An 18,473-nucleotide genomic window follows, 5' to 3' on the forward strand; every position below is an offset into this window, starting at 1 on the left:
CGAGCTGGTGTGCCCGGTGGATGTTCGCGGTGCTCATTGTCGGCCTCCCGATGCCGTTGTCTCCCTGACGCATTCATCGTCGTCCCCGGGAGGGGCACTGCGCCCGTGCCGGAGCGCCCGAATGCCGCGGGACGAAAGTCCTGTCGAGGCGCTCGCGACTCCGGCCGTCCGGATATGGATCAGCACGATCGCCACCGCCGCGGCGGCCGGGACCACGCCGCAGACGGCCATCCCGAACCGGGCGCCGTAGCCGCTGGTGAGCGCCCCGATGATCGGGGCGCCGAGCGGGGTGCCGCCGGTGAACACCAGCATGTACAGGCCCATCACGCGGCCGCGCATCTCCGGGTCGATCCACAGCTGGACCGAGGAGTTCGCCAGCGACTGGAACGCGAGGTTCACGAAGCCCAGCGCCCCCAGCAGCGGCAGGAACGTCGGCAGGTTCGGGGCGAGCGCGGCCAGCGCCTGGACCGAGCCGAAGAGGCCGCCGAACAGCACGATGCGCCGCAGCCGGGTGGACGTGACCGAGCCGGCCAGGAGCGCGCCCGCGGCCGAGCCGACGGCGAGCACGATGTTGAACAGGCCGTACAGGTCGGCGGTACCGCGGAAGGACTCCGTCGCGATCGCGGTCAGCACGATCGGGAAGTTGAGGCCGAACGTGCCGATGACGCCGACCAGCAGGATCGTCCAGAAGACCCGCGGCCGGCGCCACACGTACCGGCCGGCGGTGCGGAACGCCCGGGGCGCACGGGCCGCGGGCGGCGCCGGGCTCAGGTCGTCCGGCCGCAGCCGCAGCAGCGCGACCGTCGGGCCGAGAAAGCACAGCGCGTTGCCGGCGAAGGCCCAGCCGATGCCCGCGGTACCGATGAGCGCCGCCGCCACCGCCGGGCCGACGAGCCGCGTGGCCTGGAAGACGGTCGCGTTGAGGGAGACCGCCTGCCGCAGGTGGCGCTCCGGCACGACCTCGGCCGCGAACACCTGGCGGGTGGGGGCGTCGACGGCGAAGACGAGCCCGGTGAGCAGCGCGAACACGAACACGTGCTGGATGCGGACGACGCCGGTGACGGTGAGCACGGCGAGGGTGCCGGTCAGGGCCGCGCTGACGGTCTGGGTGGCGAGCAGGAGCGAGCGTTTCGGGTACCGGTCGGCCAGCTGACCGCCGTGGACGCCCAGGAACAGGATCGGCAGGAACTGCAGGGCCATCGTGACGCCGACGGCGGTCGGGCTGCGGGTCAGCTGCAGGGCCAGCCAGTCGACGGCGATGCTGCCCATCCAGGTGCCGGTGCTGGCGAGGCTCTGGCCGATGAGGTAGACGCGGTAGCCGCGATGTCGGAGTACTTCGAACGCGGTCACGGTCCTAACCCTTGCGGAACCGCCGGACATAGAGAAGACCGATAACTCGACGTACAGTTATAGGGTTCTGCTATGACCGCCTATGACCCGCAGCTGCTCGCGACCCTGCTGGCGGTGGAGCAGACCGGCAGCTTCACGCAGGCCGCGGCCCGGCTGCGAATCCGCCAGCCGACGGTGAGCCAGCACATCCGCCGGCTGGAGCAGCAGGTCGGCCGGCCCCTCGTGCACCGCACCACGCACAGCCTGGCGCTCACCCCGGACGGCGAGGCGATGATCGGCTTCGCGCGCACGATCCTGGCCGCGCACGAGCAGGCCGCCGCGTACTTCAGCGGCCCGCGCCCGCGGGGCCGCCTGCGCATCGGGATGTCGGACGATCTCGCCCTGACCCGGCTGCCGCAGATCCTGCGCGAGTTCCGCCGGGAGAACCCGATGGTGGACTTCTACCTGACCGTCGAGCAGAGCCGGGTACTGCACGAGTGGATGGTCAACGACAAGCTCGACGTGCTCGTCGGCAAGCGCCCGCCCGGCGACGAGCGCGGCCAGCTCGTCAAGCGCGACCGGCTCGTCTGGGTCGGCACGCCCGCCACGCGGCTCGACCTGAGCCGGCCGGTGCCCCTGGTCGTGTACGCGGCGCCGAGCATCTCCCGCGACGAGATGCGCAAGGCGCTCAACCGGGCGCGGCTGCCGTACCGCAGCGCCTGTGTCTGCCGCGGGGTCAACGGCCTCATCGCGGGGGTCGCGGCCGGCATCGGCATCTCCGCCCTGGCCGCCAGCCTGGTGCCGCCCCAGCTCACCACCCTGGGGCCGGCCCACCGCCTGCCCGAGCTCGGCCACATCGACCTCGTGCTGCTGGCCAGCCCGCGCGCCGAGGAGCGGCCGGCCGTGCGGGCCCTGATCGCGACCATCCTGGCCAGTGGCTCGCAGTCGCTGAGCGCCGCGCCGGCCTGACCAGCGCCGCGCCGGTGTGAGCAGCGCCGCGCCCCTCGACTTTCGGCCGCGGCGTCCTCCTCTGCGAAGGTTGCTGCGTCGTCCTCCGGAAGATCGGCGCGCGGCGGCGGTACGAGAAGCTTTCCCCGAGCTGCGCTGCGGTTTCACCCCGACGGGCGGGGGTAGCGGGTGGGTTCCGGAATCCCCGGCCGGCCGCACCCCGAACGCCGCGCCTCACAGCCCAGTGCCGGTCGGCCTCCAAGCCGAGGGAGAGGCCAATGAACTGTAAGACACAGGTCGTTCTGGCGGCCGGCACCGGCTATCTGCTCGGGCGGCAGCGCAAGCTCCGCTGGGCCCTGCTGCTCGCCGCCGCGGCCGCGAGCGGACGGTTCAGCCGGCCCGGCTCCGTGCTCGACCACGGCCTGCGGGCGCTCAAGTCGACGCCGGAGCTCGGCAAGATCGGCGAGCTGGGCGCACCGCTCGTCGCCGCCACGAAGGACGCCGCGCGCAGCGTCGTGTCGGGCCGGATCGGCTCGTTGACCGACAAGCTGCGCGGCGGTACCGAGGCGCCGCCGACGGCCGAGGAAGAGCCCGACGAGGAGCGCGAGCCGCGGCGGCCCCGCCGGACGCGCGTCGCCAACCGCCGCCAGCGATCGGCCGTGGAGGAGCCGGACGAGCCCGACGACGAGGCGGACGAGGACGAAGACGAGGAAGACGACGAGGGCCTGGTCACCGCGAGCACCGGCCGGTCGCGTGGCCGGCCACCGGTACGGCGGCGCAGGGAGGACTGACGATGGCTGGACAGTCGAGCGGCGTCGTCGGCGAGCTGCTGTCGGTGGTCGGCCGCCGGGCGGCCGACGCGGCCGGCAAGAAGGTCGGCTCGCTGACCGATCGCCTGACCGAGTACGCCGACCAGCAGGGCAGCTCCGGGCTCAAGGCCGCCGCGGCCGGCGCGGGGAAGATCGCCGAGGGCAAGTCGCCCGCCCGGGCCGCCTTCTCCGGCGGCCTCACCGGGCTCAAGGAGAAGGTCAAGGGCTTCTTCGGCGGCGGCGGCAAGTCCAAGCCCAAGAAGCTCAAGCTGACCAACATCGAGGAGGCGCTGGACGTCGGCGTGCCGGTACGCGTCGCCTACAACCAGTGGACGCAGTTCTCCGACTTCCCGAGCTTCATGAAGAAGGTCGAGAGCGTCGAGCAGGAGTCGGACGAGAAGCTCAACTGGAAGGCGCAGGTCTTCTGGTCGCACCGCACCTGGGAGGCGACGATCGTCCAGCAGATCCCGGACTACAACATCGTCTGGAACTCCAAGGGCGCGAAGGGCCACGTGGACGGCTCCGTCACGTTCCACGAGCTGGGGCCGAGACTGACCCGGGTCATGCTGGCGATGGAGTACCACCCCCAGGGTCTCTTCGAACGCACCGGGAACCTGTGGCGGGCGCAGGGCCGGCGGGCGCGCCTGGAATTCAAGCACTTCCGGCGGCACGTCATGACCCAGTCGATTCTCAACCCGGACGGGATCGAGGGGTGGCGCGGCGAGATCCGCGACGGCGAGGTGGTGAAGGACCACGAGACCGCGGTTCAGGAGGAGCAAGAGGCCTCTTCTTCCGAGTCCTCCGCCGAGAAGCCTGAGGAGTCGGAGGTCGACTCGGAGGAGCCCGACGAGGAGTCCGACGAGGAGTTCGACGATGAGTCCGACGACGAGTTCGACGATGAGTCCGAGCCGGAGGACGAGGACGAGCCCGAGCCGGTCCGGGCCGGGCGCAACGAAGGGAGGCGGCGGCGATGAGCTCGCCCACCGGGGTTGTTGACCGCCCCAGCTCCACGTCGCTGGCCGAGGTGGTCGACACCATCCTCGACAAGGGGCTCGTGATCGACGCGTACGTGCGGGTCTCGCTCGTCGGCATCGAGCTGCTCACCATCGACGCCCGCATCGTGGTCGCCAGCGTCGACACCTACCTGCGCTTCGCCGAGGCGGTCAACCGTCTCGACATCTCCGAGGAGAAGGCCGGCCTGCCCGAGCTCGTGCAGGACATGCAGCAGGGCGGGGCCAAGCACAAGACCAAGGGCGTGCTCGAGGCGGCCGGGGAAAAGGTACGTGATGTGTTCGACGCCGATGAGGAGCCGGAGCGCGTGCCCCGGCGCCGGCGCCGGGAGGAGGACTGACATGGCGGGCGTGTACGTGTACGGCATCGTCCCGGCCGACGTGGACATCGACGACGAGGCGCGCGGGATCGGCGAGGCCCCCGTCGCGATCGTGCGCCAGGAGGGGATCGCGGCGCTGGTGAGCGACCTCGACCTCGACCGGCCGCTCGGCACCCCCGAGGACCTGGTCGCCCACGGGGCGCTGCTGGATGCAACCGCCGCCGCGGTACCGGTGCTGCCGGTGCGTTTCGGTGCGGTGCTCACCGACCGCGGGGCCGTCGCCGAGGAGCTGCTCGCCGAGCACGAGGACGAGTTCGACGAGGCGCTGCACGAGCTCGACGGCAAGGCGCAGTACGTCATCAACGCCCGCTACGTGCCCGACACCCTGCTCCAGGACGTTATCGCGGGGGACCCTCGGATCGAGCGGCTGCGCGAGGCCATCCGCGACCGGCCCGAGGACGCCACCCGCACCGAGCGGATCGCGCTCGGCGAGGCCGTCAACGGGGCGATCGAGGCCCGCCGCCAGGCGGACACCCGCGCGGTCGCCGAGGCCGTCGCCCCGGTGGCCGACGAGGTCGTGACCCACGAGCCGGCCGGCGAGTACGACGCCGCGTACGTGTCCGTGCTCGCCGACCTCGACCGCGAGGGCGACCTCGAACGGGCGCTCGGGGGCCTGGCCGAGCGTCTCCAGGTGCGGCTGCTCGGCCCGCTGGCCGCCTACGATTTCGTCGGAGATGTGAAGTGGGACTCGTCAGCGCAATCCTGACCGCCCCGCTCGCCCCGGTACGCGTGGCCGTCTGGGTCGGCGAGCTGATCCGCGACGAGGTCGACCGGCAGCTGTACGACCCCACCGTGATCCGGCGCCAGCTCGGCGAGGTCGACGAGGACCGCGCTGCCGGGCGGATCGACCCCGCCGAGGCCGACCGCCGGCAGCGGGAACTGATCGGCCGGCTGATCCGGCCCGACCGGCAGGAGGTGTGAGCCGTGCCTCGCCAACATGACGACTACGACGACGACACCCTGGAGCCACTGGCGCCCGGGACGGTGGCGAAGGTGGCCCTGCGCGACATCGCCGAGATGACCGGCCGCGCGCCTTCGGGCATCACGGCCCTGGAACACGCCGACGACGGCGGCTGGCTGGTCGAGGTCGAGGTCGTCGAGGAGACGCGCATCCCGTCCTCCGGCGACCTGCTCGCCATCTACCGGGCGCAGGTCACGGCGGACGGGGAGCTCGCGGAGCTGCGGCGGCTGCGACGGTACCAGCGCGGCAAGGGCGACCCGGAGGGGTGACCTGACATGAGGCCTTCCGCGGATTCGGGGTTCGGTTCGGGCGCGTCCCGGACGGCGACCACCGGGCACGAGCCGGCGAACCTCGGCGACATTCTCGAACGCGTCCTCGACCGCGGGATCGTCATCGTCGGGGACATCCGGGTGAGCCTGCTCGACATCGAGCTGCTCACGATCAAACTGCGGCTGGTGGTGGCCTCGGTGGACACGGCCCGGCAGATGGGTATCGACTGGTGGGAGCACGATCCGTGGCTCACGTCGAAGGCCCAGGAGCCGCTGCCGCCGGGGTCCCAACCCGCGGCGCTGGAGTCTTCCTCTCCTTCTTCTTCCGCGGTGCCTTCGTCCTCGTCCGCAGGGCGGTCGTCTTCGTCCGCGGCGCGGTCCTCTGCCTCGCGGGAGTCCGGCTCTCGCGGCGGCGGCTCCGGGGGCGGACGATGAGCGACGGCATCTGGCTGCACGCCGTGGCCCGCGACCTCACGCCCGGCGCGATCGACGACTGCGAGGCCGTCGCCGGTGGCGACCTGCGGACCGTGGGCGGCGCCGACCTGGTGGCCGTGGTCAGCCCCGTGGACCTCGACGAGTTCGGCGAGGACGCCCTGCGCCGCAACCTGGAGGACCTCGCCTGGCTTGACCGCATCGCCCGGGCCCATCACTCCGTCGTGGCCGCGCTGGCCCGGGAGCATGCGGTGGTCCCGGCGGGCCTCGCCACCGTGTACCGCGATGACGCCGGCCTCCGCACAATGCTCGAACAGCGCCGCGGCGACCTCGACGCGGTGCTGGACCGGGTCGGCGACCGGGCCGAGTGGGGGGTGAAGGCGTACGCCGCCCCCGAAACCGAGGCCCCTGCCGCCACCTCAGCCGGGCCCTCCGGCGACCGGCACGGCGCGGGCGACTTGGCTGACCGCCCGGGCACGGCCTACCTGAGCCGGCGCCGGGCTCGGCTGTCCGCCGGGGAGGTTTGGCGGCAGCGGGCGGCCGACGGTGCCGAGGCCACCTACACGGCACTGGCCGCGGGCGCCGCCGAGGCCCGCCGGCACCCGCCCCAGGACCCGCGGCTGACCGGCCGTACCGAGCCGATGGTGCTCAACGGCGCCTTCCTCGTCGACCGGGCCGGCTCGGACGGCTTCGCGGGGCTCGTCGCCGCCGAGGCCGCCCGCCACCCGGAACTGCACCTGGAGCTGACCGGACCGTGGCCGCCGTACTCGTTCGTGGCCGCGCAGGAGACACCGCCATGATCCGCACCGACCAGGTTGCCCTCGTCGACCTGCTCGACCGGGTCCTCTCGACCGGCGTCGTCATCGCCGGCGAGGTGACACTTTCCATCGCGGGCGTCGACCTCGTGCACGTGTCGCTGCGTGCGCTCGTCGCGTCGGCGGGCACCATCGCCGGGCCGTGCGAGGAAGCCGGGTCGATCGGCGCCGCCGAGCCGGGGGGAGAAGGCGGGTCGATCGGCAGCGCCGGGCCTTGGGAAAGAAGCGGGTCGATCAGCGCCGCCGGACGGTGGCAAGAAGACGGGCCTTGGGAAGAAAGCGTGTCGATCGTCGGCGCCGCCGAGCCGGGGCCGGCATGAGCCGGCTCGAGGTCGATCGCGAGCAGGTCGAGCGCGGCTTCGCCAGCCTGGTGCTCACCGTCGTGGAACTGCTGCGCCAGCTCATGGAGCGCCAGGCACTGCGCCGCGTCGACGTCGGCGACCTCACCGACGACCAGGTGGAGGAGATCGGCGCCACGCTCATGGCCCTCGAGGAGCGCATGACCGAGCTGCGCGAGCACTTCGGGCTGGCCGCCGAGGACCTCAACCTCGATCTGGGCCCGCTCGGCCCGCTCCTGCCCCGGGAGCCCCCGAACCCAGCAGCCGGCCCACCACCGGCACCTCGGTGACGCCCTCCGCGGCCGCGACCGCCACCGCCTCCTGCGGCGCGTCGGCCAGGGTGTCCAGCACGACGTAGCGGGGCCGCCACAGCGGCTGGTACTTGTCGTTGAAGTGCCACAGCGTCTCCATCTGACTGCTGCCGCCGACCCGGCGCAGGATCCGCCGCTGCAGCTCGCTGAGCCGCCCGTGGCCACGCACGCCGGCCAGGACGCCGCGCATGACCGCGAAGTTGAGCCCGAGACCCCAGTCGCCGCGGGTCTGGAGGTGCCGGATGGTCTCGATGATGATGAAGTCGGTCAGGCCGTTTGGCACATCGTCGGCGGTGCTGCGCCGCATCACGTCCAACGACCAGCCACCGATGTCCGCGGCCGGGATCCACTGGCAGAAACCGGCCGCCTGCCCGTTCGCAGCGTAAGCGACGGCAAGTAGCAGCCCGGTGTCAGCCGGGTCGAACAGCCGGGAGAGGGTCATGGAGAAGCCGCGCTCGGTCTCGCCCTGCCGGCTCTGGGTCGCCAGCGCACGCAGCTCGGCGACGAGATCCGCGGGCAGCGCGGCCGGGTCGTGGAACCGGACGCTGTACCCGGCCTTGCGCACCCGGTTGTAGGAGCCGCGCAGCGACTTCATCGCCCGTCCGTCCAGGCTGAACGCGGTGCAGTCGACGATGGCCTCGTCGCCGAGGTACATGGCGTGCATCCCGGCCGCCTGGTAGATCGGCAGCCAGGGCTCGGCCGCGCCGACCACGGTGACCGGCCGCCCGCCGCGGTCGGCGAAGGCGGTGAACTGCGCCCAGGCCTGCTCGTGCTGCTCGGGCGGGCCGATCGGGTCGGGCGAGACGAGGCAGATGCCTTCGCGCACGTCGTACGCCACCACGCAGTCGCCGCTGAAGAACCACGACTTGTCGGCGCGCAGGGCGAAGTACCCGAGCGTGTCACCGCCGTGCGCGGCCACGATCTGCCGTGCACGCTCCCGGTCGGCCCGGCGGTCGGCGGCGCTGGGCGAGCCGAGCAGGCGCGGGCGCAGCAGCAGCCAGCCCACGACCAGCAGCAGGCTCAGCCCGGTGGCGAACAGCATCGGCGCGATCAGCGGGGACGCGGCCGGCAGCGGCACCGAGGTGCGCCCGGCGAGCCGCTCCGCGACGGCCTCGGCCGTGCGCCCGTCCGTGCCGCGCACACCGGCGCCGGCGACCAGGACCGCGGTCAGCGCGGCGGTGGCCAGGCCACCCGCGGCGAGCACCACCGACGCGCGCCGGGCCTGCCGGTGGTCGGGGTGCACCGGGAAGGCGGCGCGGTGGCCGGCCAGCCAGGCGGCGACGGCCAGCGCGACGACGGCCTCCTCGACGTCGAGCCCCTTTATCAGGTGCAGCAGCGCGGAGGCGCTGAGCAGGGCGACCGCGACGATCCACGCGAGGCGGCGGCCCCGGCGCAGCCCCCAGGCGACGAGCAGCAGGAAGGCGCTGACGAAGACGACCGCGGTACCGGCGGCCTGTGGTGCCGCGATCGGCAGCACGTCGAGCAGCGCCGCGAGCCGGCCGCGCAGCGGGGTGGTGACGGCCGAGACGACGCCGAGCAGCGCCACGAAGGCCACGAGCGCGGCCGCGACCGCCCGCACCCGAGCCGTCCGCGCCCGGGCCGCGAGCAGGTGGCGGTCAAGTGGCCAGGCCACATTACCGGGTAGCGTCGCCACGACCTCCGGCGTGCGGGGAAGGGCGGGCCCGCGGTGCAGCGCGAGCCGCTCCAGCCCGGTCGCGTCGCCGGCGGGGGACTCCGCGACGATCAGCCGCACCCGCACGTCCCGGTCGACGTCGAGCTCGACCCAGCAGCGGCGCAGCACCGTCTCGAACACCGGCGGGAGCGGCCCGCGGGCGCGGCGCTGCTCGACCTGGCGGGTGCCGGAGCCGGTGTTGGCGTAGAAGCCGCCCTCGACGGCGGCGAGTTCCGGCTGGTGCGTGTGTCCCGTGACGAGCCCGGCCATGCGCCCGTCGCCGCACATGGCCTCGGCGGCCGACTTGGGAATGGCGTTGAGTCTGGTACCGCGGGGGCCGAACCGGCTGCCCGCCATGGCCGCGTACACGGCCCGGGCCACGAGCAGGGCCAGCCCGAGCAGCAGCACGGCCTCGGCCAGCACACCGAACCCGGTGAACGCGACCCAGCGGGCGATGCGCGGCCCGGTCTGATGCTCCCCGAGCAGATGCGCGACGGTCGGCATGTGCAGCGCGGCCGCGAGCAGGATCGGCGCGAGCAGCCACCACGCGTGCGGGCCGAGGCGGCGGTACACCAGCCGCGAGGCGACGAACCGCCCGATCGCGTTCGGATCGGCCAGCGACCCGAGGTCGGTCAGCAGGGGCGTGCGCCGCGCCTCGGGCAGTACCTCCTGCACGACGTGCTGGCCCAGCGGCGAGTCCAGCGGGTTGCGGGGATCGGCGAACCGGTTCGCGGGGTCGTACCCGTGCCCGTGCTCGACACGCACCACCCGCTCACCCGCCGGGGTGGCGAGCACCAGATCGGCCGCGAGGGCGCAGCGGGCGCCGAGCCGGTCCGCGAGCACGCCGGGGGAGACCCCGTCCCAGGCGATCGGCCCGTCGTGGTTGCCGACCAGGAGCACGACCGCGCGGCCGGGCTCATCCGCGAATCGCCGCACGGCGGCGGCGAGGCGGGGGTGGGCGTCGAGGGTGGCGGCGACGGTACCGCCGGGGTCGCCCCAAAGCTCGAACGTGTCCCCGTTGAACAGGATCGCCCCGGGCCCGTCCCAGTGCTCGAGGCGTTCGGCGAGGTCGGCCTCCATCAGCGCCGTGGCCGCGGTCGGCGCCGCCTCGAGGTGGAGGTCGCTGCACACGAGCACGGTCGCGTCGGCGCCGAGGCGCAGGACGGTCCGGTCGGGCACGTCATCGCTCATCGGTTCGCCTCCTGCGTGGGACCGGCACGGTGAGCACTCGCTGTGCCGGGCCTGTGTCGTGCACGGGGTCTGAGTCCGTGCCGCGCACGGGGTCTGAGTCCGTGCTCCGTGCGGTGTCCGGGACTGTGCGGCGTGCTGGGCTGGCGGCCGTGCTGTGTGCGGAGTCCGGGACGGTGCTGCGTGCGGGGTTGGCGGTTGTGCTGTGTGCGGAGTCTGGGGCGGTGCTGCGTGCGGGGTTGGCGGTCGTGCTGTGTGCGGAGTCCGGGACGGTGCTGCGTGCGGGGTTGGCGGTCGTGCTGTGTGCGGAGTCCGGGACCGTGCTGCGTGCAGGGTTTGCTGTGCTGTGCACGGGGGCTGGGGCCGTGCTGTGCACGGGGGCTGAGGCTGTGTCGTGTGCGGGGGCTGGGGCCGGGCCGCGGCGGTTGTCGGTCATTGGTTTGCCTCCTGGATGGGGGCGGGCGCGGTGAGTACGCGCTGTGCCGAGGCCGTGCCCAGCACGGCCGCCGCGCCCACGGAGACCAGTAGCGCCAGCGCCGCGGCGGGCTCCCAGCCGGCCCGGACGGTCTCGCCGAACAGGGCCACGCCCACGATCGACGGCACGACGACCTCGACCACCCAGAGCACGGCGGTCACGCGGGCCGGGTCGCCGTCCTCCAGCGCACGGGCGTACAGCAGCATCCCGGCGGTCGCGAACACCGCGAGCGCCCACACCGCCGGGTCCGCGCCGAACCCGCCCACCGTCGCCAGCGGGCGCCGCCACGAACCGGACGGCAGGGTTACGGCCTGCACGGCCAGGGCGGCCCCGCCGAAGCCCAGCCCGGCCGCCGCCGCGCACACCGCGGCGCGACCGGCCCGGGCCGTGGCGAAACCCAGCGCCGCGACCGCGCCGGCCGCGACCAGCAGCCCCATCCGCTCGGCGGTGGAGGCGTGCACGGGCGGCATCGGGCCCGAGCTCATCGCGAGCACGACCAGCGCGATGACGATCGCCACGATGGCCGGGCCGTCGACCGGGCGCAGCCGCACACGCATGAACAGGCGCGCGGCGATCACGGTCACGGCGAGCGAGCCGGCCAGCACGGCCTGCACCTGGTACACCGGCAGCGTCCGCAACGCGACAAGCGACACGAGCCAGGCCAGCAGGTCCAGGCCGACCCCGGCCACGTAGGACGGCTGGCGCAGCACCCGCAGCGTGCTCGTTGCCCGGCGGGCGCCCGAGGCCTGCAGCAGTGAGCTGAGGCCGTACCCGAGCGCTGCGGCGACGGCACAGGCGAGCGCCACAAGGTGGACTGCCGCCATCGCGCACCTCCGCCCCGTCGCTGCGGGCCTGTGCCTACCCGCTCAATGCGGGATCACGCCTGCGAACCGGCCGGGAGTCGGTCCGCAGGGCGGGACTTTCGCCTCTGACCGGCCCGGGCGGCATGGGGCAGCGTGGGTACATGTCCGTCATCCTCGCGGCCCGCCGCGCCCGCGCGGGCCGGGCCGGTTGTTCGCCCGACGACGTCAGCGCGGCCCTGGCGCACGCGGCCGCCGCCGCGCGGGAGGCACCGTCGGTGGTCGCGACGCAACCCTGCCGGTGGTGGATCGGCCCCGACGGGGCACATCTCGACGCCGACCGCGGCGGCCGGCCGGGCCGCGACCCCGACGACCGGCTCCTGACGATCAGCTGCGGCGCGGCCCTGCACTACGCGACGGTCGCGCTGGCCGCCGACGGCGTGGGGGTGAAGGTCGTCCGGCTTCCGAGCCTGGTTCTGCCCGGCCGCATCGCGGTGCTGCGGTACACCGGCCCGGCCGAACCGGACCCGCGGGCGCAACGGCTGCGTCAGGCCATCGGCCGGCGCTCCCGCGACCGCCGGCCCGTCGGGGCCGAGCCGGTGCCCGGGGCGCAGCTCCGGCTCCTGCGCCGCGCGGCCGCCGCGGCCGGGGCGAGCCTCTACCCACTGCCCGCGCAGGCCACGGACCGAACGGGCCTCGCCGTCATCGCCACCGTCGGTGTCGGGCCCCGCGATTGGCTGGCTACCGGCGAGGCGATGTCCGCGGTGCTGCTCAGCGCCGCCGCCGAGGGGCTGGCCACCGGGCCCGTGACGGCGCTGTCGGCGCGAGTCCCCACGGCCCTGACGCGCCTGCTGCCGCCCGGCGCCGGGCATCCCGCGGCCGTCGTCCGGTTCGGGGTCGCCGACCGCTAGGCCGACGGGTCGCCGATGGTGTCGGGTCGGTCGGCCGGTGGGTCGCCGATGGTGTGGGGCCGGTTGGCCGGTGGGTCGCCGGCGGTCCCGAGACGGACAGGCCGGAGGTCCCGTCGACAAGGGTGATTCTCCTCTGCACCGGGACCGGCGGCGGGCCGCACGCTGTTGGCAGCACAGCGAAGACCTCACCCCACGGCCCAGGAGGGCACCATGAAGCGCAAGACCCTCGATCTCATCGTCGGCGCCGGACTGGTCGTCCTGGCCGGTCTGCTGCTGGTGGCCGGACTCGTGCTCACCAGCAACGCCAACTTCGCCAACGACTATGTCAAGACGCAGCTCAGCCAGCAGCAGATCACCTTCAAGACCGCCGACACGCTCACCGCCGAAGAGAAGCAGTCGGCATGCCTGGTGCAGTACGCCGGGCAGCCGCTCAACTCCGGCAAGCAGGCCGAATGCTACGCCAACGAATTCATCGGCCTGCACCTCAAGTCCATCGCCGGTGGCAAGACCTACGCCCAGCTCGGCGACGTGCAGAACGATCTGAAGGCCAAGATCGCCGACGCGCAGAAGGCGAACGACACCACGGCCGCCACCGACCTGCAGAAGCAGCTCACCGACACCAACACCGCGCGGGAGACCGTGTTCAAGGGTGAGACGCTGCGCGGGCTGCTGCTGACCTCGTACGGCTTCAGCGAGTTCGGGGCCAAGGCCGCCCAGGCCGCGCTGGTCGCCTACCTCGCCTCCGGGCTGCTGCTCCTGCTCGGCGCCGCCGGTCTCGTCCACGCCGCCCGCACCCCGCGCAACCAGGGCTTCGCGGTGCCGGAGACGACCGCGAAGGAACTGAGCAACACCTGATCGATCCCGAACGTGATCGCCGAGGCCGGCGCCCGAACCAGGGCGCCGGCCTCAAAAAACGCCGAAACCGAAAAACTCAGTACACCTCGATCTTGCCCGTCGGCCGCGGGCTGTGGCTGTCGTTGAAGAAGTACTCGCCGCGGTGTGTGAACGTGTAGGTGGCGGACTGCCCCGGCTGCAGGCGGAAGTCGAAGAGCCCCTCGAAGAACTGCGTCGCGCTGTGCTCGTTGACGTTGTCGACCGGGTTCACGAACGTGACAGTGGTGCCGACCGGTACGCGCAGGTGGGTCGGGGCCATCCCGTTCACGGCCGTCGACTCCACGGTGCCGACCTGCCCGGTGGTCGCGTTGTAGGTGCGGGCCAGGACGACCTTGTTGCCGACCGTGCTGCCCTCGACGGGGCCGCCGGAGACGGGGCGGCGCACCACCGGCGGGGGCGGGGTCGCCGCGGCGGGCACCGCGCCGCCGAGCTTGAACGACCAGAGGAAGTCGCCGCGGGGCGCCGAGTCGCCGTAGGGGATGCCCGTGCCGCCGGCGTAGACGGCGAGGTACTGCTCGCCGGCCACCTCGTACATGAGCGGGCTGCTGCTGATCGCGGCGCCGCACTGGAAGCGCCACAGCTCCCGGCCGTTCTCGGCATCGAGGCACAGCAGGTTGCCGTCCGGCTGGCCGATGAAGGCCAGGTTGGCCGCCGTGGTCAGGATGCCGTTGCCGTGCGCGAGCGAGTACGGCATCCGGCGCTTCCACTTGACCCGGTTCGTGCTGACGTCCACGGCGACGACGCCACCGGTCTGGTACTCCCCGGGGGGCCGCAGCCCGTTGCTCGACTCGGTCAACGAGTGCGCCGCGGCGACGTAGCCGAAGCCGGTGTACACCAGGCCCGTGCTGTGGCTGAAGGACTGGTGGTTCCAGCAGGCGCCGCCGCCGTGGCCCGGGATCGAGAGCACCGGCACGTCCCAGTGCGGGTCGTAGAGGGCGCCCGGCACGTAGTTGGGCACCGCGCGGTTGGGGTCGCCGGGCACCGAGGTGCCGAGCGGCTGGTCGACGACGCGCTGCTCGGTCCAGCCGCCCTGGCGCGGGAACGGCTGGGTCGGCCACGTCTTCTGCCGCGCGTCCTGCGGCACCGGCCGCTCGTCGATGCCCAGCGGCGCCGAGCCGTCGGTGCGGTCGAGGATGAAGTACATGCCGGACTTGCTGCCGTACACGACGACCTTGCGCATCCGGCCGTGGATGCGCACATCCGCGAGCACCGGCGCCATGACGTTGTCCATGTCCCAGATGCCGTGGTGGATGGACTGGAAGTGCCAGCGGTACTGCCCCGTCCTGATGTCCATCGCGACGATCGAGCTGGAGAACAGGTTGGCCCCGCCGCGCTGCGAGCCGTCCTGCGACGAGCGGTTGCCGCGGGCGTTGCCGAAGGTCCAGTAGACGAGCCCGAGCTCCGGGTCGAGCGCCGGGTGGATCCACGGGGTGGCCCCGCCGGTCAGGTAGGAGTCGCCCTCCCACGTGTCGTTGCCGAGCTCGCCGGGGCCGGGCGCGCCCCAGAAGTGCCAGACGAGCTCGCCGTCGGCGGCGTTCACGGCGAGGGCGGCGCCGCGGTCGCCGTCGTGGGTGCCGATGTGCAGCAGGCCGTCGTGGTACGTGACGGCGACCTTCTCCATGTTGCCGTACCCGGTGATCTGCTTCTCCCACACGACCGCGCCGGTCTGCTGGTCGAGCGCGATGACCCAGTTGTCCTTGCCGTGCGTGTAGACGCGGCCCTGGCCCACGGCCACGCCGCGGCGGGTGACGGTGCCGCGGGTCTGGTGGTACGTCCACTTGGTCACGCCGGTGGCGCCGTCGACAGCGTGCACGTTGCCGAGCGCGGACTCGATGTACAGCACCCCGTCGACGGCGATGGCGGTGCTCTGGTTGGTGCCGGTGGTCAGGCCGCCCTCGATGCGGTTCACCCACGCGCCGCCGAGCCGGCGCAGCGAGCCGCGGTTGATGCGGGTGAGCGCCGAGAAGTTCTGGTTGCCGTAGTTGCCGCCGACCTTCGGGAAGTCGTGGGCCGGCGGGGTGGTGCACGGCGGTGGCGTGGCGGTGCCGAGCGGGACTCCTGCCGCGCCGACCGCGGACGCCGCGGCGCCCTTGAGTACTTGCCGACGATCCATGCCGCCTCCTAGGTCCGCTAGGCGGACCAATTGGTCCACGAATGACAGCAATGAATGTAGGACTCGGCGGCATTGATGAGCAAGGATCGGACCGCCTGGTGGTTCGCATCTTCCGTGGTCATCATCGCGGCGGTATAAGTAACTATCCAGTACGTTCACAGTCGACGTAGGAGCGCCGCATGCGTCTGTGCATCGCCACGGTCTGCCTGTCGGGCGCGCTGGAGGACAAGCTCGCCGCCGCGGCCGCCGCCCGCTTCAACGGCGTCGAGATCTTCGAGAGCGACCTCGTCGCCTCGCCCTGGTCGCCCGCCCGCGTGCGGCAGGAGTGCGAGCGGCGCGGCCTGACCATCGATCTGTACCAGCCGTTCCGCGACCTCGAGGCCGTCCCGCCGGACGTGTTCGCGGCCAACCTGCGCCGGGCCGAGCGCGTCCTGGACGTGGTCGAGGCGCTGGGCGCCGGCACGCTGCTGGTCACCTCGTCGGTGTCGCCGGACGCGGTCGACGACGACGACCTCGCCGCGGAGCAGCTGCACGCGCTGGCGGAGCGGGCCGCCGCCCGCGGCCTGCGCATCGCCTATGAGGCCCTGGCGTGGGGCCGGTTCGTCAACACCACCGCGCACGCCTGGCGGATCGTGCGCCGCGCCGGGCATCCCGCGCTCGGGCTGTGCGTGGACAGCTTCCACGTGCTCTCCCGGGGCGAGAACCCGGCGGCCCTGCGGGTGGTACCGGGCGCGAAGATCTTCCACCTGCAGCTGGCCGACGCCCCGCGGGTGCGCATGGACATCGTCGAGTGGAGCCGCCACCACCGGCTGTTCCCCGGGATGGGCTCGTTCGACCTGGCCGGCCTCGTCGCGCACGTGCTGAGTACCGGCTACGACGGGCCGCTCTCGCTCGAGGTCTTCAACGACGTGTACCGCCAGGCCGACCCCCGCTACGCCGCCATCGACGGGATGCGGACCCTGCTGACCCTGCGCGGGAGCGGGCTGCCCGCGGTGCCGGGGCTCGGCGGGCACGCGTTCACCGAGCTCGCCGTCGACGACGTGTCCGGCCCGGCGATCGCGGGGGCCCTCGCGGCGCTCGGCTTCGCGGAGGCCGGGCGGCACCGCTCCAAGCCCGTCCGGCTCTGGCAGCAGGGCCGGGCCCGGGTGCTGCTCAACTTCGGCGCCCAGCGCACCGTCGAGCCGGGCACCGCGGCCATCTGCGCGCTCGGCGTGGAGAGCGCCGACCCGGCGCAGGGGGCCCAGCGCGCCGAGGCATTGCTGGCCCCGGTACTGCCCCGGCTGCACGACATCGGCGAGGCCGACCTGACCTCGGTGGCCGCGCCCGACGGGACCGCCGTGTTCCTCGTGCAGACCACGCCGGGCGGCTGGCTCGACGACTTCGCCGCCACCGGCACGCAGGCCCCCGCCGACGGGCACGTGACCGGCATCGACCACGTCTCGCTGACCGAGTCGCTCGACGACTTCGACGAGGCCGCCGTCTTCTACCGCACGGTGCTCGGCCTCGGTACCCAGGAGACGACCGACATCGCCGCGCCGTTCGGCCTGATCCGCAGCCGCGTCGCCACCGACCCGGCCCGCCGGCTGCGCATAGCGCTCAACACCGCGCCGATGCGCCGCGGCGACTGGGCCCCGTCGGTGCCCGACCCGCAGCACATCGCGTTCGCCACCGACGACATCATCGCCAGCGCCCGGGCGATGCGCGCGCTCGGCGCCGCGGTGCTGCCGATCCCCGCGAACTACTACGCGGACCTCGACGCCCGCCTCGCGCTACCGGCCGAGCGCCTGGCCGAGCTGCGCGAGCACTCGATCCTGTACGACCGCGACGCGGACGGCGAGTACCTGCACTTCTACACGGAGATGCTGGGCTCCCGGATCTTCTTCGCCGTCGTGCAGCGCCTGGGCCGCTACGAGGGCTACGGCGACCCCGGCAGCATCCCGGTGCGGATGGCCGCCCACCGCGCGCGGCGGCTGGTCTCGGCGCGCGAGCCGGGCGACCGGCACGACTACTCGCTGGCCCACCTGACCGCGCTGAGCCTCTCCCCGCCCGAGCTCGTCGACGCGGCCGCGGACGCCGGCTACCGGTACGTCGGGCTGCGCCTGACCCGGGTCACCCCGCAGGAGCCGCACTACCCGCTCGCGACCGACCCGGCCCTCATGCACCGCACGAAGGTCCGCCTCGCCGCGACCGGCATCGAGGTGCTCGACATCGAGCTGGCCCGGATGAGCCCGGAGCGTTCGCCCCGCGACTACGTGCGCTTCCTGGAGGCCGGGGCCGAGCTGGGCGCCCGGCACGTCATCACCCAGCTGCCCGACCCGGACCGGGCCCGCAAGATCGACCGGTACGCCGAGCTGTGCGAGCTGGCCCGCCCGCTCGGGCTCACCGTCGACCTGGAGTTCCCGTCCTGGACGGAGACGCCCGACCTGCGCGAGGCGGTCCGGGTCCTGCGCGCCGCGGACCAGCCGAACGCGGGCATCCTGGTGGACCTGCTGCACTTCGCCCGGTCCGGCTCGAGCACCGCGGACCTGCGCCAGCTGCCCCCGCACTGGTTCCACTTCGCGCACGTCTGTGATGCGCCGGCCGGGGTACCGCCGACGAACGAGGGTCTGATCCACACCGCCCGGTTCGAGCGGCTGTTCCCGGGCGAGGGCGGCATCGACGTGCGCGGCATTCTCGACGCGCTGCCGCCGGGGCTGCCCTACGCGCTGGAGATCCCGCGGGCCATGCTGGTGGCCCAGATCGGCGCCAAGGAGCACGCCCGCCGGGCCCTCAGCGCGGCCCGTGACCACCTCGACCTCGCCGCGGTGCGATGACGTCC

17 protein-coding genes and 1 pseudogene are annotated in these 18,473 nt (G+C 73.4%); 14 read left to right on the plus strand and 4 right to left on the minus strand.

Annotation, left to right across the window (positions count from 1 at the left end; translation table 11 throughout):
- Positions 1–33 precede the first annotated feature (33 nt).
- A complete protein-coding gene (locus tag AB0B76_RS33565) occupies positions 34–1,350 on the minus strand; it encodes an MFS transporter (RefSeq protein WP_360382916.1) in 1,317 nt (438 codons plus the stop codon).
- 72 nt (positions 1,351–1,422) lie between these two features.
- On the opposite strand from AB0B76_RS33565, the gene AB0B76_RS33570 reads away from it, so the two are divergent.
- The 11 genes and pseudogenes from AB0B76_RS33570 (at position 1,423) to AB0B76_RS33620 (ending at position 7,581) form a co-directional block, all read left to right on the plus strand.
- Positions 1,423–2,298 (plus strand): LysR family transcriptional regulator, encoded by an 876-nt coding sequence (locus AB0B76_RS33570; RefSeq protein WP_360382918.1) that lies wholly within the window; start codon positions 1,423–1,425, stop codon positions 2,296–2,298.
- Positions 2,299–2,555: 257 nt separating this feature from the next.
- Positions 2,556–3,068 carry a hypothetical protein gene (locus AB0B76_RS33575; protein ID WP_360382919.1) on the plus strand — a complete coding sequence of 171 codons (513 nt, stop codon included), beginning with the start codon at positions 2,556–2,558 and terminating at the stop codon, positions 3,066–3,068.
- A 2-nt stretch (positions 3,069–3,070) separates the two neighbouring features.
- Positions 3,071–4,060, plus strand: coding sequence for an SRPBCC family protein (locus AB0B76_RS33580; protein ID WP_360382920.1), 990 nt, complete (start codon positions 3,071–3,073; stop codon positions 4,058–4,060).
- Positions 4,057–4,437, plus strand: coding sequence for a gas vesicle protein GvpJ (gene gvpJ / locus AB0B76_RS33585; protein WP_360382922.1), 381 nt, complete (start codon positions 4,057–4,059; stop codon positions 4,435–4,437). Before AB0B76_RS33580 ends, gvpJ (AB0B76_RS33585) begins: the two co-directional genes overlap by 4 nt.
- A 1-nt stretch (position 4,438) precedes the next feature.
- Complete coding sequence (locus AB0B76_RS33590) at positions 4,439–5,182, plus strand: GvpL/GvpF family gas vesicle protein (protein WP_360382924.1); 744 nt, start codon at positions 4,439–4,441, stop codon at positions 5,180–5,182.
- Positions 5,158–5,397: a c-type cytochrome biogenesis protein CcmI gene (gene ccmI / locus AB0B76_RS33595; RefSeq protein WP_360382925.1), complete on the plus strand. Its 240-nt coding sequence runs from the start codon at positions 5,158–5,160 to the stop codon at positions 5,395–5,397. The genes AB0B76_RS33590 and ccmI overlap by 25 nt, the downstream gene beginning before the upstream one ends.
- Positions 5,398–5,400: 3 nt before the next feature.
- Positions 5,401–5,706: a gas vesicle protein GvpO gene (gene gvpO / locus AB0B76_RS33600; RefSeq protein ID WP_360382926.1), complete on the plus strand. Its 306-nt coding sequence runs from the start codon at positions 5,401–5,403 to the stop codon at positions 5,704–5,706.
- 90 nt (positions 5,707–5,796) lie between these two features.
- A pseudogene (gvpJ, locus tag AB0B76_RS33605) lies at positions 5,797–5,913 on the plus strand (gas vesicle protein GvpJ); the annotation flags it as partial.
- A 224-nt stretch (positions 5,914–6,137) separates the two neighbouring features.
- Complete coding sequence (locus AB0B76_RS33610; protein ID WP_360382928.1) at positions 6,138–6,938, plus strand: GvpL/GvpF family gas vesicle protein; 801 nt, start codon at positions 6,138–6,140, stop codon at positions 6,936–6,938.
- Complete coding sequence (locus AB0B76_RS33615) at positions 6,935–7,273, plus strand: gas vesicle protein (protein WP_360382930.1); 339 nt, start codon at positions 6,935–6,937, stop codon at positions 7,271–7,273. The genes AB0B76_RS33610 and AB0B76_RS33615 overlap by 4 nt, the downstream gene beginning before the upstream one ends.
- Complete coding sequence (locus AB0B76_RS33620) at positions 7,270–7,581, plus strand: gas vesicle protein K (RefSeq protein ID WP_360382932.1); 312 nt, start codon at positions 7,270–7,272, stop codon at positions 7,579–7,581. Before AB0B76_RS33615 ends, AB0B76_RS33620 begins: the two co-directional genes overlap by 4 nt.
- Here AB0B76_RS33620 and AB0B76_RS33625 read toward each other — a convergent pair.
- Together AB0B76_RS33625 and AB0B76_RS33630 are read right to left on the minus strand one after the other, a co-directional pair.
- Positions 7,496–10,465: a phosphatidylglycerol lysyltransferase domain-containing protein gene (locus tag AB0B76_RS33625; RefSeq protein WP_360382933.1), complete on the minus strand. Its 2,970-nt coding sequence runs from the start codon at positions 10,463–10,465 to the stop codon at positions 7,496–7,498. The two genes, AB0B76_RS33620 and AB0B76_RS33625, sit on opposite strands and share 86 nt — an antisense overlap.
- A gap of 429 nt (positions 10,466–10,894) precedes the next feature.
- Positions 10,895–11,761 carry a hypothetical protein gene (locus AB0B76_RS33630; protein ID WP_360382935.1) on the minus strand — a complete coding sequence of 289 codons (867 nt, stop codon included), beginning with the start codon at positions 11,759–11,761 and terminating at the stop codon, positions 10,895–10,897.
- A gap of 140 nt (positions 11,762–11,901) precedes the next feature.
- On the opposite strand from AB0B76_RS33630, the gene AB0B76_RS33635 reads away from it, so the two are divergent.
- Together AB0B76_RS33635 and AB0B76_RS33640 are read left to right on the plus strand one after the other, a co-directional pair.
- Positions 11,902–12,648, plus strand: coding sequence for a hypothetical protein (locus AB0B76_RS33635; RefSeq protein ID WP_360382936.1), 747 nt, complete (start codon positions 11,902–11,904; stop codon positions 12,646–12,648).
- A gap of 210 nt (positions 12,649–12,858) precedes the next feature.
- Entirely contained in the window at positions 12,859–13,503 is a 645-nt protein-coding gene (locus AB0B76_RS33640; RefSeq protein ID WP_360382937.1) for a hypothetical protein, read from the plus strand.
- Between the two features lie 76 nt (positions 13,504–13,579).
- Here AB0B76_RS33640 and AB0B76_RS33645 read toward each other — a convergent pair whose 3' ends face one another.
- Positions 13,580–15,655 carry a PQQ-binding-like beta-propeller repeat protein gene (locus AB0B76_RS33645; RefSeq protein ID WP_360382939.1) on the minus strand — a complete coding sequence of 692 codons (2,076 nt, stop codon included), beginning with the start codon at positions 15,653–15,655 and terminating at the stop codon, positions 13,580–13,582.
- Positions 15,656–15,834: 179 nt separating this feature from the next.
- Between AB0B76_RS33645 and AB0B76_RS33650 the strand changes: the two genes are divergently transcribed.
- Positions 15,835–18,468, plus strand: coding sequence for a TIM barrel protein (locus AB0B76_RS33650; RefSeq protein ID WP_360382941.1), 2,634 nt, complete (start codon positions 15,835–15,837; stop codon positions 18,466–18,468).
- Positions 18,469–18,473: the final 5 nt, after the last annotated feature.

This window comes from Dactylosporangium sp. NPDC049140, from assembly GCF_040648435.1.

What these genes read in the sequence shown, in the direction of transcription:
- AB0B76_RS33570 (WP_360382918.1), top strand. Translation starts at nt 1,423, where the DNA reads ATGACCGCCTATGACCCGCAGCTGCTCGCGACCCTGCTGGCGGTGGAG.
- AB0B76_RS33575 (WP_360382919.1), top strand. Translation starts at nt 2,556, where the DNA reads ATGAACTGTAAGACACAGGTCGTTCTGGCGGCCGGCACCGGCTATCTG.
- AB0B76_RS33580 (WP_360382920.1), top strand. Translation starts at nt 3,071, where the DNA reads ATGGCTGGACAGTCGAGCGGCGTCGTCGGCGAGCTGCTGTCGGTGGTC.
- gvpJ (WP_360382922.1), top strand. Translation starts at nt 4,057, where the DNA reads ATGAGCTCGCCCACCGGGGTTGTTGACCGCCCCAGCTCCACGTCGCTG.
- AB0B76_RS33590 (WP_360382924.1), top strand. Translation starts at nt 4,439, where the DNA reads ATGGCGGGCGTGTACGTGTACGGCATCGTCCCGGCCGACGTGGACATC.
- AB0B76_RS33610 (WP_360382928.1), top strand. Translation starts at nt 6,138, where the DNA reads ATGAGCGACGGCATCTGGCTGCACGCCGTGGCCCGCGACCTCACGCCC.
- AB0B76_RS33615 (WP_360382930.1), top strand. Translation starts at nt 6,935, where the DNA reads ATGATCCGCACCGACCAGGTTGCCCTCGTCGACCTGCTCGACCGGGTC.
- AB0B76_RS33620 (WP_360382932.1), top strand. Translation starts at nt 7,270, where the DNA reads ATGAGCCGGCTCGAGGTCGATCGCGAGCAGGTCGAGCGCGGCTTCGCC.
- AB0B76_RS33625 (WP_360382933.1), bottom strand. Translation starts at nt 10,465, where the DNA reads ATGAGCGATGACGTGCCCGACCGGACCGTCCTGCGCCTCGGCGCCGAC.
- AB0B76_RS33630 (WP_360382935.1), bottom strand. Translation starts at nt 11,761, where the DNA reads ATGGCGGCAGTCCACCTTGTGGCGCTCGCCTGTGCCGTCGCCGCAGCG.
- AB0B76_RS33635 (WP_360382936.1), top strand. Translation starts at nt 11,902, where the DNA reads ATGTCCGTCATCCTCGCGGCCCGCCGCGCCCGCGCGGGCCGGGCCGGT.
- AB0B76_RS33640 (WP_360382937.1), top strand. Translation starts at nt 12,859, where the DNA reads ATGAAGCGCAAGACCCTCGATCTCATCGTCGGCGCCGGACTGGTCGTC.
- AB0B76_RS33645 (WP_360382939.1), bottom strand. Translation starts at nt 15,655, where the DNA reads ATGGATCGTCGGCAAGTACTCAAGGGCGCCGCGGCGTCCGCGGTCGGC.
- AB0B76_RS33650 (WP_360382941.1), top strand. Translation starts at nt 15,835, where the DNA reads ATGCGTCTGTGCATCGCCACGGTCTGCCTGTCGGGCGCGCTGGAGGAC.